This window comes from Roseibium sp. M-1 (genome assembly GCF_054515675.1).
The window spans coordinates 1598094-1615563 of record NZ_CM137257.1; the positions used below are offsets into that span (position 1 = coordinate 1598094).

The 17470-nt window shown below is 61.1% G+C and carries 13 protein-coding genes; 5 read left to right on the forward strand and 8 right to left on the reverse strand.

Annotated features, from left to right (window positions below; genetic code table 11):
* Positions 1 to 7: 7 nt before the first annotated feature.
* On the reverse strand, positions 8 to 5440 hold the full coding sequence (locus tag ACX3M4_RS07300; RefSeq protein ID WP_459357921.1) for an alpha-2-macroglobulin family protein: 5433 nt from the start codon (positions 5438 to 5440) through the stop codon (positions 8 to 10).
* A gap of 303 nt (positions 5441 to 5743) precedes the next feature.
* Positions 5744 to 6385: a ParA family partition ATPase gene (parA, locus tag ACX3M4_RS07305; protein WP_459357922.1), complete on the reverse strand. Its 642-nt coding sequence runs from the start codon at positions 6383 to 6385 to the stop codon at positions 5744 to 5746.
* A gap of 186 nt (positions 6386 to 6571) precedes the next feature.
* On the opposite strand from parA, the gene ACX3M4_RS07310 reads away from it, so the two are divergent.
* Positions 6572 to 8176 carry a diguanylate cyclase domain-containing protein gene (locus ACX3M4_RS07310; protein WP_459357923.1) on the forward strand — a complete coding sequence of 535 codons (1605 nt, stop codon included), beginning with the start codon at positions 6572 to 6574 and terminating at the stop codon, positions 8174 to 8176.
* A gap of 32 nt (positions 8177 to 8208) precedes the next feature.
* On the opposite strand, the gene ACX3M4_RS07315 is transcribed toward ACX3M4_RS07310, so the two are convergent.
* The 5 genes from ACX3M4_RS07315 to phnC form a co-directional block, all read right to left on the reverse strand.
* Positions 8209 to 9396 (reverse strand): lytic murein transglycosylase, encoded by a 1188-nt coding sequence (locus ACX3M4_RS07315; protein WP_459357924.1) that lies wholly within the window; start codon positions 9394 to 9396, stop codon positions 8209 to 8211.
* Between the two features lie 156 nt (positions 9397 to 9552).
* Positions 9553 to 10887 (reverse strand): phosphonate ABC transporter, permease protein PhnE, encoded by a 1335-nt coding sequence (phnE, locus tag ACX3M4_RS07320; protein WP_459357925.1) that lies wholly within the window; start codon positions 10885 to 10887, stop codon positions 9553 to 9555.
* Positions 10888 to 10897: 10 nt separating this feature from the next.
* Positions 10898 to 11746: a phosphonate ABC transporter, permease protein PhnE gene (phnE, locus tag ACX3M4_RS07325; protein ID WP_459357926.1), complete on the reverse strand. Its 849-nt coding sequence runs from the start codon at positions 11744 to 11746 to the stop codon at positions 10898 to 10900.
* 76 nt (positions 11747 to 11822) lie between these two features.
* A complete protein-coding gene (phnD, locus tag ACX3M4_RS07330; protein WP_459357927.1) occupies positions 11823 to 12737 on the reverse strand; it encodes a phosphonate ABC transporter substrate-binding protein in 915 nt (304 codons plus the stop codon).
* A 57-nt stretch (positions 12738 to 12794) separates the two neighbouring features.
* Positions 12795 to 13628 (reverse strand): phosphonate ABC transporter ATP-binding protein, encoded by an 834-nt coding sequence (phnC, locus tag ACX3M4_RS07335; protein ID WP_459357928.1) that lies wholly within the window; start codon positions 13626 to 13628, stop codon positions 12795 to 12797.
* Positions 13629 to 14075: 447 nt separating this feature from the next.
* On the opposite strand from phnC, the gene ACX3M4_RS07340 reads away from it, so the two are divergent.
* From ACX3M4_RS07340 to ACX3M4_RS07355, 4 genes are all read left to right on the forward strand, one after another.
* A complete protein-coding gene (locus ACX3M4_RS07340) occupies positions 14076 to 14702 on the forward strand; it encodes a DapH/DapD/GlmU-related protein (RefSeq protein WP_459357929.1) in 627 nt (208 codons plus the stop codon).
* Between the two features lie 90 nt (positions 14703 to 14792).
* Positions 14793 to 15365, forward strand: coding sequence for a helix-turn-helix domain-containing protein (locus ACX3M4_RS07345; protein ID WP_459357930.1), 573 nt, complete (start codon positions 14793 to 14795; stop codon positions 15363 to 15365).
* Positions 15366 to 15414: 49 nt separating this feature from the next.
* Positions 15415 to 16020 (forward strand): HD domain-containing protein, encoded by a 606-nt coding sequence (locus tag ACX3M4_RS07350; RefSeq protein ID WP_459357931.1) that lies wholly within the window; start codon positions 15415 to 15417, stop codon positions 16018 to 16020.
* A 213-nt stretch (positions 16021 to 16233) separates the two neighbouring features.
* Positions 16234 to 16599, forward strand: coding sequence for a SpoIIAA family protein (locus ACX3M4_RS07355; RefSeq protein WP_459357932.1), 366 nt, complete (start codon positions 16234 to 16236; stop codon positions 16597 to 16599).
* Positions 16600 to 16681: 82 nt separating this feature from the next.
* Here the strand turns inward: ACX3M4_RS07355 and ACX3M4_RS07360 are convergent, their stop codons facing one another.
* Complete coding sequence (locus ACX3M4_RS07360) at positions 16682 to 17470, reverse strand: class II glutamine amidotransferase (protein ID WP_459357933.1); 789 nt, start codon at positions 17468 to 17470, stop codon at positions 16682 to 16684.

Below are 17470 nucleotides of genomic sequence, written 5' to 3' on the forward strand. Positions count from 1 at the left end.
CGGGCTCTTACCGGGCCGGCCCCAGCACCACGAACCGGCTGGTTCCCGAGATCGCGCGCCGATCGGGACGGTACATGTCCTCGACTGATGCCGGTGGATGGCTGTAGCTGCCGGGTGTCGCCGCGCGCGCAAGATAGGCAAAGCTCAGCTCGCGGGCACTCCATCTGGTCTGGTCCACGGCCACTTCGAAGCGGTCGCGGTAGAAGGACGAGTGATCCGGCTCATCCACCGTCGACAGGAAGGAAAGACCACCCAGATCGCCGGAGCGCACCAGACGCGGATTGTCGATGACGAGACCGGCCGGCAGCCGGTCGACCACCATCAGGCGTCCGGGATGTTCGGTGAGCGCCCGTACCGTCAGAACCACGGCGACGCGCGTGTTGACGGGCACTGCTGAGGCATCAACCTCGTTGCCATCAAGGTCGTAGACCTTGCGTTCGATCGCATAGTCCTTGCCGCCCGCTGGCTCCGGAACAAGCGGTTGACCGGCAACGGAGACCAGAATTTCCGTTGCTGCCGACCCATTGTTCCTGATCTCTGCCGGATAGGCGGCGACTTCCTCGCCGGCGAGCGACCAGGCAAGCCGTCCGGGCGTCACTTCGCCCCGGACAGATATCCGGGCATCCTGCGCCGATTCATTCAGCGCATTGGCTGCCAGCAGCATCCAGGCCATTTCCTGGGTCGAGCGGTAGCGATCCTTGTCTTCCGCCTTTTTCAGGAAACTGATGGCCTCCGCCTTGAGGCTGTCCTCCATCGCCGCCGAGGCGACATAGTCGGTGAGACCGGCGCTGTCGCGCAGGATCGAGCCGTAGTCGTCGCGGTAGTAGGACGGTTTTTCCAACGGCAGGGCGGCAAGCGCCGCGCGGAAGCCGATGGTAGCCCGGTCCCGCTCGCCATAAAGGGCAAGCCCGGCCGCCACCTGGGCCTTGGCGAGCGGCGTCGCGAAGTTCTTGAGCTTCGCGTCGAGATAATAGCGCAGGTCCCCCATGGAGGCGCGGCCGTTGCGGGCGAGCACATAGAGCGCATAGGCAACGCCTTCCCCGCCGTCCTGGAAATCGGACGCATAGGCGATCCGGTTCTCAAGATTGTCCAGTGCACTGGTAAAGGCGAGATCGGCAACCTGATAGCCCTTCTCCCGCGCCCTGGTCAGGAAATCGGTGACATAGGCATCAAGCCAGGTATCGCCGTTGCCATAGCTGCTCCACAGGCCGAAATCGCCAGAGGACGACTGGTTGGCCAGCACACGGGCGATCGCCTTGACCACCCGCTCGCGAATGGCATCGTCACCGCCAAGCCCGGCCGCTTCCGCCACCTCGCTCAGGTAAAGCAGAGGCAATGCACGGCTGGTCGTCTGCTCCGTACAGCCATAGGGGTAGCGGTCGAGCGCTGCCAGCAGGCCTGCAACATCGATGCTTGCAGCGCCTCCGGCAGACAGGGTGATGTCGACCGTGTCGGCACGAAGGCCGTCGAAGGTGTCCGAGCTCAAGGACAGGCTGTCGCCCGAGGCAAGGGCGAAGGTCGAACGGCGCACCACTTCCGGCTGTGTGTCCTCGATCTCCAGACTGAAGCGTTTGACGTAGGATCTATCTTCAGGCCCGGTCAAGGAAGCAACAACCTCCGACCTCGTCAGAAGTCCACCCGCGCTGACGCCCATCAGCACCAGCTCCTTCTTGCCGGCGGCAAGGTCGATCGAGCGGGTCTGGCTACTCGTCCCGTCTTCAAGGCTGAGGCCTTCTGCGACGGAAACCTCAAGTTCATAGGTTCCGGACGCGCCATCAACATTGTCGATCTCAAGCGCGATCCGCGACGTGTCGTTCGGTGCCAGGAAGGAGGGTGCACTGGCCGTCACAACCACGGGTGAGCGAACCTGGACTTCCTGGTCGCCATGCCCAACCCCGTCCTTGGTCCAGGCGACCGCCATCAGCTTGACGGCGCCGTTAAAGGCGGGAATGTCGAAAGACAGGGTTGTTTCGCCGTTGTCGCCGACCTTTACAATGCCTGAGAACAGCGCCAGCGGTTCTTCATCGGGCGGAGGAGCATCGAGCCGCATGCCTGCGGCGTCTCCTCCGGAGCGTACCCGCCCCAGAGTTCCGGCGGTGCGGTCGATCAGCTGGCCATAAAGGTCGCGGATATCCGTGCCGAGCCGGCGCTGGCCGAAATACCAGCTGTCCGGGTCCGGCGTCTTGTAACCGGTCAGGTTCAAAATGCCGACATCGACTGCCGCAACAGTAAGATAGGCCTCTGTTCCGGCTTCAAGGCCGGCAAGCTTGACCGGCACGTCAAGGGTTGTTTCCGGCAGGATCTTGTCCGGCGCGGAGAGTTCGACACTCAACTTGCGCGCACCCGGGTCCACCTGCAGCCAGGAAAGACCGATTGCGCGTGAAGGCATGCGCTTCTGGTCCAGATTCATCGGCCGGTAGAGGCTTGCGGTGATATAGGCACCAGCACCCCAATCGTCGCTGACCGGGATGTCGATTTCGGTTTCCTCGGCCGAGACCTCCACCGCCTTGCTGCTGACGAAGCCGCCGGAGACGACATTCACCACGGCCACTCCGGCCATTTGCGGTATCAGGCGCAGTTTCGCCGTATCACCCGGGCGGTAGCTGGCCTTGTCCAGGCCGACATCCAGATAGTCCGGCGTGTCGGAGGTGGCGTCGGCCGAATACCAGCCGGCATCGAAGCTGACGCGCGTCGAGGTCTGCAGATCGCCGATGCCTTCGACGTCGAGACGGTACTCGCCCCATTCGACCGGCAGCGACAGCTGGGCCGGCTGGCCCGCCTTTACGTCGACCTTGCCGGTGGCCACCCGCCGCGTCGTGGTGATCGGCTCATAGGACCAGTTGCCGTCATAGCGGTACCACTGATACCGCCGGTCCACCCGGGAGAGCGTCCAGCCGACATTCGTGGCATCTGTCTGTTGCCCGTTGGCGTCGACCACGATGACCGCGAAGTTTGCCGGTCCGCCTTCGTCAACGCCACCGTCAAAGGCGGGCTTCACGCCGATGCGCGGACCGTCGAGGGCGACGGGAAGCTTCAGGTCGCGCTCGACATAACGGCCGCCGGCCTCCACCAGCCGTGCGATCAGCTCACCGTCGTAGAGCATGGTCGTCACCGGCAGGTCGGGCATCGTCACCTCGAAGGTGAGTTTGCCGTCGTCGTCGGTGCGCAGGTTCGAAGACATCGACCCGCGCTCGGAATAGGCATCGGTCTCCGGCACGCCGAACTCATAACCGGGATAGGCTTCGAGCTTGCGCACCGGACGCACGATCACATCGCCTTCAAGCGTCTGACCGCTCGCCGGAGAACCGTAGAGGAACTTTGCATCCAGCGAGACTTCGGTCGGCCCCGTCCGGCTGAAGGTCTTGGCGTCCGTTTCAAGGTCGAAATCGACCCGCTCGGGCTGATAGTCCTCCACCAGGAAAGTCTGCTCCGAGAGAGCCCTTCCCTTGGGATCGGCAAAGACACGCCAGGACCAGATGCCCTGCTGGGCGGACGAGGCAAGCACCAGATCCTGCAGATAACCGCCAAGACCGCCGTCTTCGACCGTGTAACGGGCCTGTTCAACACCGTCCGGCCGGGTGAAGACAAAGGTCAGCGGGAAGTCCTGCTGGGCGACGGCGGCGGCGTTCCGCAGCAACGCCTGCGCATGGACGGTCTCACCGGCCTTGTAGATACCGCGGTCATTCCAGGCGAAGACGTCCAGCGGACCAGGAGCGGGCCGGCCTTCGACGCCACGGTCGGACAGATCGAATGCGGGTTTGCGCAAGTCCAGGAAGGAATAGTCCCCTTCGCCGGTTTCGGCCACCAGAATGCCAGGAGCCTGACCGCCCCGGCCGCGCGTCAGGCCAACGGCGAACTCGGCAAAACCGTCCGCATTCGTCGTGGTTTCACCGAGAATGTCGTTGTTGACCGCCAGCAGGCGGACAGTGACACCTTCGATGGCCTTGGCGCTTGTCAGCGAGCGGATGTTGGCGACGATGCCATTGTCGCCGGACAGGGTGGTAAGACCGAGATCGGAGACAAGGAACCACTGGGTGGCCTGGGCGCCCCAGCGGTTCTGCTGGTCGAGCTTGGAACGCGCCGTCATTGCGTAGATGCCGGGTTTCATCTCGATACCCGTCTCGGAGACCGGGATCGCGGTGGTGATGTCCTGGTTCAGTTCATTGCCGGTCTCGACAATGCCCTTCCAGACCCTCTCGCCAAGTTCGTCCTCGATCTGGTTGGCCTGCCAGTTGTCGAGCTGGCGCAGGAAACGGTTGTCGCGCAGGATATCGGCAACGGACCGGTTGCCGACCCGGTAGATCGTGGCCTCCACCTCGCTGGTGTTGACGGACACGATCGGGATCGTCGGGTTGCCGCCGGAGGGCAAAACGTAGGAGCGGCTGAGGAAGCTCACCGAAGGCGACCGGTCCTTCACATAGACCGAAATCTCCGCGGATTTTTCCAGTTTTTCGCCGTCTGATGCCGGCAGGCCGCTGCGGGCGGTGATCTGGTAGCGGCCGCCATGCTTCAGCCCATCGGCGCAGATCTGATTGCCTTCCGATTCAACGGCGAAAGTTCCCTCGCCCGTAACACTCACATAGGGGCTCATGTCCTCGCCGATGGGCAGGTTCTGCGAAAAGACCAGGCAGATCCGGGGTGAAGCGCTGTCGCTGTCAACCACGTGATCGACGATGCGGAAGCCATGTTCTGCCATAAGGTCGTCATACTGGCGGCGGACGCTGCCATTTTCCTCAGCCGCAAGCGAAGCGCGATAGGCCTTGATTGCGGTCTTGTATTCGCTTTCGCGGACCAGCGAGCGGCCGACCAGCTCCAGTGCCAGCGCCCGCTCAGATGCGCTGACGGAACGCAGATAGGCATTGATCGAGGCCGAAACGGCGTTCTTGCGCTTGTTGGTGCGCTCCTGCCAGTCGTCGGGATTCTGCATCAGGAGGGCCGTTGCCAGCTGGGTCCAGGCCTCGTAGTCGCCAGGTTCCAGCTTGATCACCTGCAGGAAATCTGCTTCTGCCGGAGCGCCGTTGTGGCGGCCGAGTTCCACCAGCCCGCTCTGGCGCAACTGGTCTACTGTCTGGCCGGTTGAACGAACATTGTTGGAGATGCTGAGCGAATAGGTTTCCGCGCTTTCCAGCTGCGATTTGGGCAGGAAGACAAGCTCCGCCTTGCGGTCGGCGCTTTCGTCAGCTCGCGGCGCCTTGACCTCGACCACCCGGCCGGCAACCGCGCCGGCGAAGCTCTGCAATTCGCCAAAATCGGTTTTCAGGAAACACCAGCCGGCGGAGGTGTTGAACGTGAAGGCGCGGCACTGATTGTCACCGAGGCAGGCTGTCTTGCAGCCTTCGATGTCGACACCTTTGACGGTTCGATAATCGCCGCCGAAGAAATCGGCGTCGTCGACGGTGACGATGCGCTTGTCCTGGGCCCCGGCGGCTGAAACCAGCATGGCAGCAGCCGCAGTTGCCGCGAATGCTCTCAAGGCCGGTTTCAGAAATGACTTGAGACGGTGCGGAGTGTTTTCACGAATAGTCTGAGAAAAAATCGAAAAATCAAACATGGCCATTCCTCCGGGGCCGGGAATTTTCCCAATCAAGACACCGGATCGTGACAAGGACAAGGCAAATATTGTTTCAGATGCGACTCTCCTGACGCCGGGATCAGAATGACTTAGGCCGCAGCCTAGGCTCTACCATTTCAAGATCGATCAGCTTTTGGACGCTCAACCGATTCCGGTGGGGCGTCCGCTGATCTAGCCGATCCGGGCGACAAGCTCCTCGACAAGCGCACCGACTTCCTGGGCGGCCTTGCTGGAAGGCGCTTCCTCGGTGACTGCAAAGCCCCGGCCCATGGCGGCGGCAAAAACAGTCCGGTTCCCCAGCCGTGCGGCCAGCGTGTCGTAGCCTGAGGCGGCAATCGCATCGGCCATTTCACCCGTGAGGGACGCCCGTGGAGGTACCCGGTTGAGGACGAGCAGCGCTGGAGTGTCTTCCCGGCTGGCCATCTCTATGGTTTGGGAAGTCGCCCACAGATCGACCGGGGTCGGCTGGATGGGCACGATCACGAAATCGGCGGCATCGATCGCCGGTTTGGCGTCGCTGTCGGTCTTGGGCGGCGTATCGATGATGACGTAGCCATGCGACTTGGAGAGCGCACGGGCCTCGCGCCGGGCACCCCAGCCGGAGGCGGTGCGAAATTCAAGGCCCGTTCCCTCCTCGCCCAGACTGTCTTCGCGCGCTTCGAACCAGGTGCCGAGCGAGCCCTGGGGGTCCACATCGAGGATCGCCACCGGTTCGCCGGAATGTTTGGCCAAGGCAACGGCAAGGTGGGCCGCCAGGGTGGTTTTACCTGACCCGCCTTTTTGCTGTGCAACAGTCAATATCCGTCCGGACATGCCAAACCTCCAGAAAATCACCAATATATTGTGCTTCTATTTTTTGCAACGCAACAAATCTCTGACTTTTCCAGATGAAATTCCGGCGTAATGTGCGAATTATGGCTATGATCAACAGTGATAGTTTTTAGAAAGTTGCCGTTGAGGGAGGCAGTGCTGAGGGAATTGCAAGAGCGGAGCTGGGCATTGCGCTGGCGCAATCCTGCGTTCTGCAAACGCCTTTTATACAGTGCTCTGAAACAGTCTCCCTGCATCGCAGCCGGCGGCCGGCCGCTGCAATTCAACCTGGCATGGCTGGAACGCTGGGCCGGGCATTTCGATGCTGCTGCCCGGCTCGCAGACGAAGCATTCCGGATGATGGACCCGAAGTCCGATCCGGAAGGCTGGTCGGAACTGCTCGTCATCAAATCCGTCTGTGTCTACAGCCTCGGCGAGCTTAGCCTTGCGGACGAAATCCTGGGGGAGAGCCTGGAGATCCTGGGCCCGGCCGCGCACAGCAGGGCCGGGATCGAGCCGCTGACGGTGCTCGCCAACATGTGCGCCTATTACCACGACTACGACAAGGCGCGGTCCAAGCTGGACGAGGCGATGGCGATTGCCGACAAGCTGGGGCTGGTCTTCGAGCACTCGCATATCCTACAGACCCTGTCGCGGACAGAACTGCGCTGCGGATCGCTAGACGCTGCCGTCACCGCTGCCCGATCCTGCCTGGAAGACGCACTGAAGCATCGCAACGCCGTCAACCTGCCCTATGCCTATGAAGTGCTCGGCGCTGCGCTGGTCGAGACCGGTGAATTGAAGCAGGCGCGTGACTGCGCCCGGCAGGGCCTCAAGTCAGCTCAATTCAGCCAGGATCACCGCGTTGCCTGCCATCTCTACTACGTTCTCGGTCTCGGCCTTTTTCAGGAGCAGCGTTACGACGAAGCCCGCAAGGAACTGGAGCACGGGCTGTTGAACGCGACCGCTGCTGATTATCACCACTGGACGCGCAACTTCTTCTACAAGCTGTCCCAGACCCATGAAGCTCTCGAAGAGCACCGCAGCGCCCTCGGTTACCTGAAGGCCTATGTGGAACTGCAGAAAAAGATGTTCACCGAGGAAACCGAGCGCCAGAGCAACGATTTCCGCAACCGGCTCGAATTCCGCCTCGCCCGCAGCAAAGCCGCGCACGAAAGGCAAGTCCGGACGAAAACCGAAAGGCTCAACAAGGATCTGAGCGAGGCCAACAGCGCGTTGCGGGACCTCAATGCCCAGATTGAACACAACGCCTTGCACGATGCGCTGACGGGCGTCGGCAACCGGCGCATGATGGCGCGTTTCTTCGAGGACGCCAGAAACGTTTTTCAAGCCGAAACGGAAGTCGCCGCGGTGCTGATCGATCTGGACCGGTTCAAGAGTGTCAATGACCACCTTGGCCATGCGGCCGGCGACCATGTCATCCAGACGGTTGCCAACCGGCTATCCGTTCTGCTGGAAGAGGGCGAAATGCTCATCCGGATGGGCGGCGATGAATTTCTAATCCTGTCGACAGTACGCACGGGCCAGCAAACCCTCTCGGCCCTCGCCGAGAGGATCATCCGCGACATCAACCTGCCCATGGCCATCCTCGACGGTCAGACCAGATCAGTCGGCGCCAGTGTCGGCGCGGCGGTTCGCACCGCAGGGCCGGGCCTCGAAAACGACTTGCTGCGTGCCGCCGACGAGGCCATGTACCGGGCCAAGCATACGGGGCGCAACAAAAGCTGCATGGCTGCGGGCGAGACCGAAGCGCCTGCAAGGGATGTGTCTTAGCCGTCAATCCGGCAAAGACCTCGCCCGTCGGCCTATTTACCGCCAAGAGCCGTATAGACATTCCAGGACGGCCGCCCGGTGACGGGCAGCCCGTATTTTGCTTCCGCCTGGCGGATGCCTTCCCGGGTTGCCGGACCGACCTTGCCGTCCGGTTCGCCGACATTGAAGCCGTTCCGGTTGAGCAATTTCTGCAGTTCCAGCCGCTGGGCGCGCGACAGACCGGGATTATCCGTCGGCCAGGGCGTCTTGAAGGGTTCGCCGCCCGAAACCAGCTCCGACAGAAGCGCGATGGCAAGGCCATAGGACGTGGAGGCGTTGTAAGACCGGAGCGCCTTGAAATTGTGGGTCACCAGGAAGGACGGTCCGCCAGCACCCGCCGGCTGCAACAGCGCGACATCCAGGTTTCCGGAAAGCCCGCCGCCATTGATCTGCGTGAAGCCCCGTTTGGCCCAGGTGGACATGGAGGCATAGCTTTTCAGCCCCGACGGGCCGGTGTAGCCATCCGGCGCTTTCACCTCGTAGCCCCAGGGGCGGCTGTTCTTCCAGCCGGCATTCTTCAGGAAATTCGCAGTCGAGGCGAGAGCATCCGGAACGGAATTGACCAGATCCTTGCGGCCATCGCCGTCGTAATCGACGGCAAGGCTGACAAAGGTGCTCGGCATGAACTGGGTCTGACCGAAGGCACCGGCCCAGGAGCCGACGAAATCCGAGGCCGGTACATCACCGCGCGAGGCGATCTGCAGCGTCTTCATCAATTCGCCCTGGAAGTATTTCTGCCGCCGCTTGCCGGCACAGACGAGGTTTGCCAAGGCGTGCGGCGTATAGAAGTCACCCTTGAATTCGCCGAAATCGCTCTCAATGCCCCAGACCGCGAGGACAACGTGCCTGTCGACACCGTAACGTTTTTCGATCGACGACAGCGTGCTGCCGTATTTTTTCAGATTGGCCTTGCCGTCCTGGATCCGTTCCGCATCGACCAGAAACGCCATGTAGTCCCAGATATCGGTCTTGTATTCGGGCTGCGAGGTGGAAAACCGGATGACCTTTTCGTCATAGGCCGCGCCGGACAGCATGCGCTCGGCAACTTCAGGCTTAACACCTGCCCCGATCGCCTGCTTTTTCAGCGAGGCGACACAGCTTTCGATGGCGAGCGCCGATCCGCTCATCGCCGCCAAAGCCAAACCGGTTCCGGTCACAATGCTCGTCAAATAATTCCGCATGCCTAATCGCACAGCCCCCTCCGCAGCTTCGAAGCACCTGATTCAGGTTGACACGCTAGCGCGACGGAAATGCGGCAGGAAGTGGGTGACGAGACTTATCAAGAAGAACCCGGCACCGTTTCCGGGCCGGGTCTTTCCGATTATGGGGCGATTGGCCTATTTGCCTTCGATCAGCTTGCGGCGCAGCCAGCTCGAGGCCTGGTCCATCGCGATCACCACGACAATCGTCAGGATGATGATGTAGCTGGTGTTTTCCCAATCGCGCGAGGTTTTCATGGTTTCAACCAGCAGAAGCCCGATCCCCCCTGCCCCGAGCGCACCGATGACGGTCGCCGAGCGCGTGTTTGATTCCAGGTAATAAAGCACCTGGGACACGAATACGGGCAGGATCTGCGGGATGACGCCGAAGCGGTAGCGCTGGATCTGGCTGGCACCGGTGGCGCGCACGCCTTCGACCTGACGGTTATCGATGTTTTCGAGCGCCTCGGAGAAGAGTTTGCCGAGCGAGCCCGTGTCGGTGAAAGCGATCGCCAGAGCACCGGTGAGCGGGCCGAGGCCAAAGGCCCGGATGAAGATCAGCGACCAGATCAGCATGTCGATGCCGCGCAGGAAATCGAAGACACGCCGCGTGCCGAACCGCAGCAGGCTGGACGGGGTAAAGTTCCGCGCTGCGAGGAACGCAAGCGGCAGACCGACAAGCGCCGCCGTCAATGTTCCAAGGACCGCCATCATGATGGTCTCGAAGAGGGCGACGAACACATCACCATGCTGCCAGTCCGGGTTGTCCAGGAACTCGTCGATGATGAACCAGAGATTGGTCGTCTCAGGATCCACGCGATCGGCGCTCAGTGCCAGCGCATAGAGTTCGCTGAAGGACATGCCCCAGAGCGGCGAGCGGAACGGGAACCAGAAATTCTCCCAGCCGCCGAAGTAATTATGCACCTCGATCTTGGTCTTGGTGATCTGAAGACGCCGGTCAAGCGTCGGGCGGACGTCAAGCTTGCGTGGATCTATCTTGACCCATTCAGGCGCATCGCCGCCGAGCAGCACCGTTTCGACACCGGTCTCCGTTGCCGTGCCCTTGACCACGCCATAGCCGGGAATGGTGAAGAGGGCCGTGCGGCCGTCGATTTCCACGGTATAGCCGTCCCCGAGGTCAACAAGACCGTTTTCACCGTCAAGCTGAACCCAGTCCGGAACCTTGGCATTGTCGTAGGTGGCAGTCCGCTCGCCTTCGATGGCGACTTCGAATTCGTTGTTCCGGAAACTCTTGGCAACATGGACCTTGTAGGCAACGGAGTCGGTCGCCAGAATGACTGCCCGGTCAGGCTGGGCCTTTGCCAGCAGACCCGGCACCCCGAAGGCGAACCACGTATAGACAAGGTAGGTCAGGATCGCCAGCGGGACGGCGACGGTCAGGAAGGCGCGATGACGTACCTTGTTCCAGACCAGCTCCCGGGTCACGACCGGTTCGAAAACAGCATCAGTCATGGTCGATTCCTCAATGCGCCCGGCCGGAGCCGACAAGCTTGCCGCGCAGATACGACGACAGCTGATCGATGACCATGATGGTTGCGAACAGAAGCACGAAGATCGCTGCGGTCTCGTCCCCTGCACCCTGGCCCCAGCCGATTGTACGGCGCAGCTCCTGGCCGATACCGCCGGCGCCGACGAAGCCGAGGATGGCGGATGCGCGGACGTTGATTTCAAGCCGGAGCAGGAAATAGCTGAGGTAGTTCGGTGCGACCTGCGGCATCACGGCAAAGCGGATCCGCTGCAGCCAGCTTGCCCCACAGGCCGACAACCCTTCGATAGGTTTGCGGTCGATGTTCTCGTTCACTTCCGAAAACAGCTTGCCCAGCGCCCCGGCGGTGTGGAAGGCGACGGCGATCATGGCCGGCACCGGGCTGGAGCCGAGGACGAAGATCAGGAAGAGCGCGATGATCAGCTCCGGAAATGCGCGCATGATGTCCATCATACGGCGCACCAGTGGAATGAGCGGGCCGTAGCTGTCGACATTGCGGGTCGAAGCCATTGCCAGAACGACCGCCATCGCGCCTCCGATGAGAGTTGCAACGGCAGCAATGTTCAGCGTTTCCAGCATGGCCGGAACATATTGCAGGACCAGTGCGAAAAAGCCGGGACCGGCGGCAAAGGCCTCGGCGACGATTTCACCCGGATAATCGAAGAACTTGGACAGGCCCTGCAGAAATCCGCCGGAATTCATCGCATTCGATTTCGAATATCCGGAGACCAGCACCGCGACAACCAGCAGCAGCCCCATCAGCGAATAGAGCTGTCGGCGCTTGCGCATGGACAGGATTTCCTGCTCGAGAGCAGCAACGGCCATTTCATGTTTCCTTGGAAGGATAATTAAGGAAAACGCGGGCCGGAGGCCGGCCCGCGCATCACACAAGAAGGAGAAATTACTCGTTCACGGACTTGCGTGCTTCGATGATCGAATTGTAGGCGTCGTGGGTGATCGGCTCGAAGCCGCGTGCCTCACCGGCCATCACGCCGTAGCCGCATTCCTTGTCTTCCTGGACGAGGTTGGCCATCAGGGCGGTCATCTTTTCCTTGACGTCAGCCGGCAGCTTCTTGGAAAGAACAACCGGGCCTTCCGGGATCACCGGCGAGCGCCAGATTTCCTTGATCTCGGTCATGTCGACGAGACCGGCATCGGTTGCCTTGCGCAGGGCGCCGGAATTGTAACCGTCTTCCCACTCGCCAAGACCGTCGGCCCAGGTCACGCCACCGGCGATGTCGCCATTGAAGACCGCGACGATGGTCTGCTCATGGCCGCCGGTGAAGACGACGTCGGAGAAGTACTCGCCCGGCTTCATGGAATAGCCGAGTTTCGGGATCTCGATCGACGGGATCAGGTAGCCGGAAGTGGAGTTCGGGTCGCCGAAGCCGAAGGTCTTGCCCTTCATGTCGTCGAGATTGTTGATTTCGCTGTCAACGCGCGCAAAACCGATGGAATAGTAGCCGTAGCTGCCGTCGTTGTTGACCTTGACCAGAACCGGCTCAACGGCTTCCGGGTCGGTCAGGAAAACCTTGGCATAGCCGGATGCGCCCAGCCAGGCCATGTCGAGATTGCCGCCGAGCAGACCTTCGATAACGCCGTTATAATCGGCCGGAGCGAAGAGTTTGGTCGGGACACCGAGCGCAGCTTCGGTCATTTCACGCAGGCATTCGTTGGAACGCAGACGGTCGGAGGCGTTCTCACCGCCAAGGATGCCAATGCGGAATTCGGTAATTTCCTGGGCGCCGGCGACGGACGCATTCAGGGCGATCATGCTGACGGCAGCAAGCGCAGCAACTTTAGCAACGATTTTCATTTGGGACACTCCCCGAGAGTTCTCAGTCGTGATGACGGTATGACGTGCGCAGCCGGGTCAGCCCGCTGCTGCCGCCGGGGTCATCGCACCGGCGGATTCTCTTGCGCCGGCACGGCCGGCATCGATAGCGGTGGATGTCGCCGCCTCGTTGAAGCTTTCGTCCGCGCCGTAGATTTCACGGGCGGCCTCGGTCGTCAGTTCCTCGGGCGCGCCGTCGAACACCAGATAGCCGTCGCGCATGCCGATGACGCGGTCGCAGTAGCCGCGAGCCGTATCGAGGGTGTGCAGATTGCAAAGGACGATCTTGTTGTCGCGCTCATGGATTTCGCGCAGGGCGTCCATGACGATCTTGGCGTTCATCGGATCGAGCGAGGCAATCGGCTCGTCCGCCAGGATCATGTGCGGATCCTGCATCAGGGCGCGGGCAATCGCGACGCGCTGCTGCTGGCCGCCGGACAGTTCCTCGGCGCGCTTTACCGCCTCCTGGGCGATGCCCAGGCGATCGAGCGCGGCCAGGGCAGAATTGACGTCGTCCGGGCTGAAGATGTTGAAGAGGCTTTTCAAGGTGCCATGGCCATTGAGGCGGCCAAGCATCACGTTGGTGACCACATCCAGGCGCGGCACGAGATTGAATTGCTGGAACACCATGGCGCAGTCGCGCTGCCAACGGCGCATCATGCCTCCCTTGAGGCTGAGGATGTCCCGGCCCTCGAACAGGATCGCGCCCGACGACGCCGGCGTCAGCCGGTTGATCATGCGCAGGAGCGTCGACTTGCCCGCTCCAGAACGGCCGATGACGCCGATCATCTGCGGTTTGTCGATATTAAAACTGACCTTGTTGACCGCGGTCCGAGACCCGAAGGTCTTGGTGACTTCCTGAAACTGAATCACGCGCCAGCCCTGTTCGTGTTGTTCGTGGTGCTGGGCGACAAGAGCCACCGGACGATTACATTTGGATGACAGTCTCTTGACTGCAACGTCAAAGATTTATGACAAATCAATGACATACGCCTTCGAATACCCCGAGGAACCAAAGGACCTGAAGCAATTTCCGCAGCGTGCTCATAAGCTTCTTTGAACCGCTGAAAGTCAGGGTTGCTCAACCGGCCTGTTTGCACCAGGCCAGGCGTGATCGGAAAAAAGTTCAGGCGGCGCGACTTTTTCAGCCGGCAAAGATCTGAAAAGAATTGAATACAGTCATCAGACCGTCATCAATCCGTCACCGGGCAAGGTGTCGCTCCCTATAGAAGCACGGCTGAGACCACCGACCGGAACTACACAATCGACAGACCATTGATGTCTGCCCGGAGTGCCTTTCGTCGAAACCATGGAGCCTTTATGTCTGCCCCGCACCAGAAGCCCGTCCTGACCGAAGCCCCGAACATTCATCCCGACGCCAGGGTGCTGGACTGCGAGCTCGGCATCTGGACGGAAGTGGGTGCACGCACCGAAATGCGCGAAAGCCGGATGGACGACTATTCCTATATCGTGCAGGACGGCGATGTCGTCTGGTCGACGATCGGCAAGTTCTGTTCCATTGCCCGGCGCGTCCGCATCAATCCGGGCAACCACGCCACCTGGCGGGCCTCGCAGCACCACTTCACCTACCGCGCCGCAGCCTATGACCTGGGCGACGACGATGCCGGCTTCTTCCAGTGGCGCAAGGACGACTGGGTCACCATCGGTCATGACGTCTGGATCGGTCACAATGTGACCGTTCTGGCAGGTGTCACCATCGGCACCGGTGCGATCATTGCTGCCGGTGCCGTCGTTTCCAAGGACGTCGCCCCCTATACGGTTGTCGGCGGCGTTGCCGCGAAGGAGATCAAGCGGCGCTTCACGATTGCGCAGGAACAGGCGCTCATGGACATATCCTGGTGGGACTGGAACCACGCAGAGCTGAAAGAACGCCTGCCGGACTTTCGAAATCTCTCAATCGATGAGTTTATCGAGAAATACCGTTAGGCTTGCTCCGGCAGAGATCTTGCGCCAACAGGTCAAGCTCTACTCGCCTTTTCCGGTGCCAAGGTACAAAGGAAAGGCTAGACTGACCTCATGTCCAAGGAAACCGCCGTCCTACAGACCAGTCTTGGCCCGTCCCTGCGCCGGTGGCGGGTGCTGAACCGCGTCAAGCAGGAGTCTCTTGCGCGGGAATTCGGTGTGTCGCAGACACGGATCTCCCGCTGGGAAAGCGGTGTTACGCAGCCAGACGAGGCAAATAGGCAGAAGATCACACGGCTGTTGCGGGCGTGGCCGGACTGCGCGGCCGACCGGGCATTGCTGGAACTGGTTTCCGGTTCTGCGGTGGCCGTTCATCTCGTCTGCGACCTGACCCACCGCTTGCTCGCCATGTCTCGCCCAAGGGCATCGGAATGGCGTGCACCCGTGAGCGATTTCCTAAACCGTCCACTCTGGCGCTTCGCATCCGAGGGGATCCGGGAAACGGAACGCAGGCTTGAGGAGTTCGGCTGGTTCGAAGTGGATGCGCCGGACATTGTCTACCGGACGGAACGGGCGGACTATCCCGAGATGACGATCCCGGACAGCATGATCCGCATAACGCGTTTGCCACTATCGGACGGGCGCTTTGTCCGTCTCGTGCGCGAGGAGGCGAGAACAGCCGCATAATTTATGCGCCGCATGGTTGGAACTTGCATCGGAGACTAGTTTCTCCACCATGACCGATGCGCGCCCTCTTCCAGACCTCCCCGCCATGGACCCTGGCCGATTGTCCGGCATTCTGTCCTTTCTGCAGGCTTCCGAGCTTCTTAAGGACACGCTGCGGTCAGGTGCCACACGCTCCGGTCGTCCGGAAAGTACTGCCGAACACAGCTGGCGGCTTGCGTTGATGGTCCTCCTATTCGAGAAGGAACTGGAGGACATCAATTTGCCGATGCTTTTGAAGCTGTGCCTCGTGCACGATCTCGGCGAAGCGATTTCAGGTGATGTGCCTGCGCCGTTGCAGACACCGGGAGACGATCGTCAGGACCGCGAGCGGCGGGATTTCCGCACCCTCTGCGCCCCCCTGCCCCGTGACCTATCCGATGAGCTGCTGGCGCTTTGGGACGAATATGCTGCAGCCGCGACACCTGAAGCCCAGATTGCCAAGGCCTTCGACAAGCTGGAGACCATGCTTCAACACGTGCTGATGCCGAAGCAGGATGCTGACTTCTATGCCTTCAATCTTGGTTACGGGAGGGAGAGAACCGAGGTGAGTGCCCTCACCCGGCAAATCAGGGACATCGTCGATAGCTGGACCCGGGACCACATGACGGGCTCCTAGTGGTTCGATTCTGACATTTGCATCCCCCTGCCGCTAGCGCTGGAGCAAATGTCAAATTCGCTCCACTAGGCCAAGTCAGCCTGAACGGAAAGCCCCAGAACCAGCATGCTGCCCGCCTGTACGCACTAACCCTCAAGGAGCAACCTTTGCTTGCTCAACGAGGAAACGTGGGCCTACGATCCTTTTGGTTGCAGATCAGCCGGAGGAGCCTTCATGTACATGATCCTGCCCCGCAGCCGGGGCGCCGTCCTCGGTGTCGAGATTTCCGGGAAAATCGACATCACCCAGGAAAAGGAACTGATCGCAAAGGCGGAAGAGCTGATCGAGGCGCACGGCAAGATCAACGTTCTGGCCGTGCTTGGCAATCATGCCGGCGTTTCGTTCGAGGCCGCCGCCGCTGACATCAAATGGGTGCTCGCCAACATGCAGCACTTAAACAGGATCGCGATCGTCACCGACAGCAAACTTCTGGCGGCGCTGATCGCGGTCGACGCAAAGTTCGCCAAGATGGTCGGCATCGACGAGAAGCATTTCGACAGGAACGAGATCGAGACCGCCTGGCACTGGATCGAGAGTTGAGAGCACCCGGTCAACCAGCCAAGTTCCTCTGGATGAAGAATTACAAACAGAATTGCCTGTATTCAGGCATCTTTCCGCTAACTCACTCAGCAGCCAATTGCTCTTCGCTGTGAAAGGCGACCTGAGTCACCTTGCCGGCCTTCACTTCGATCATCTGGCCCTGCGGCACCTCCATCCAGCAATTGCGAGCCTCGTCGAGAGGCTCGGAGACCACCATCACGCCGTCGTCGTAGACACGGTAGTAAAGCGTTGGAGCCAGATTGTCGGAAGCATAGCGTGCGGCATAAAGCGTCTCGCCGTCGGACCATCCCGCGGCAAAGCGCATATGCGGTGTCGTGCCTGCATACCGGGACAGGGCTTCGGCCTCGAATACCGCCCGGGCCATGGCAGCCCGCGGATGCTGCTTCAGGCCATAGGCCATCGCCACCAGGAACAGGCTCTCGCTGTCGGTGCCGCCTATGCGGCCGCGGTAGAGATCGTCCGGGATCATGTTGTCGAGCCGCCGGCGCACCTTGTCGTAGCCGCCGACCTGGCCGTTATGCATGAAGGTCCAGCGCTCGAAGGTGAAGGGGTGGCAATTGTCGCGGGTCGTCGCCGTCCCGGTAGAGGCACGCACATGCGCAAGGAAATGACCGGAGCGGATATGGGTTGCGATCTGAAGAAGGTTCGGATCCGACCAGGCCGGGCGGACATCCTTGTAGACGCAGGGCGTTTCCCGGTCGCCATACCAGGCCACACCGAAGCCGTCCGCGTTGACGGAGGTCTTGCAGGACAGCGCGTTACGGCTCTGGTCGATCAGCGAATGCGCGGGATCGCAGATGACCTCTTCCAGATATTTCGGAGCCCCGCTCCAGGCAGCCCAGCGGCACAT

What these genes read in the sequence shown, in the direction of transcription:
- ACX3M4_RS07300 (WP_459357921.1), bottom strand. Translation starts at nt 5,440, where the DNA reads ATGCTGGTTTCAGCCGCCGGGGCCCAGGACAAGCGCATCGTCACCGTC.
- parA (WP_459357922.1), bottom strand. Translation starts at nt 6,385, where the DNA reads ATGTCCGGACGGATATTGACTGTTGCACAGCAAAAAGGCGGGTCAGGT.
- ACX3M4_RS07315 (WP_459357924.1), bottom strand. Translation starts at nt 9,396, where the DNA reads ATGCGGAATTATTTGACGAGCATTGTGACCGGAACCGGTTTGGCTTTG.
- phnE (WP_459357925.1), bottom strand. Translation starts at nt 10,887, where the DNA reads ATGACTGATGCTGTTTTCGAACCGGTCGTGACCCGGGAGCTGGTCTGG.
- phnE (WP_459357926.1), bottom strand. Translation starts at nt 11,746, where the DNA reads ATGGCCGTTGCTGCTCTCGAGCAGGAAATCCTGTCCATGCGCAAGCGC.
- phnD (WP_459357927.1), bottom strand. Translation starts at nt 12,737, where the DNA reads ATGAAAATCGTTGCTAAAGTTGCTGCGCTTGCTGCCGTCAGCATGATC.
- ACX3M4_RS07340 (WP_459357929.1), top strand. Translation starts at nt 14,076, where the DNA reads ATGTCTGCCCCGCACCAGAAGCCCGTCCTGACCGAAGCCCCGAACATT.
- ACX3M4_RS07345 (WP_459357930.1), top strand. Translation starts at nt 14,793, where the DNA reads ATGTCCAAGGAAACCGCCGTCCTACAGACCAGTCTTGGCCCGTCCCTG.
- ACX3M4_RS07350 (WP_459357931.1), top strand. Translation starts at nt 15,415, where the DNA reads ATGACCGATGCGCGCCCTCTTCCAGACCTCCCCGCCATGGACCCTGGC.
- ACX3M4_RS07355 (WP_459357932.1), top strand. Translation starts at nt 16,234, where the DNA reads ATGTACATGATCCTGCCCCGCAGCCGGGGCGCCGTCCTCGGTGTCGAG.
- ACX3M4_RS07360 (WP_459357933.1), bottom strand. Translation starts at nt 17,470, where the DNA reads ATGTGCCGCTGGGCTGCCTGGAGCGGGGCTCCGAAATATCTGGAAGAG.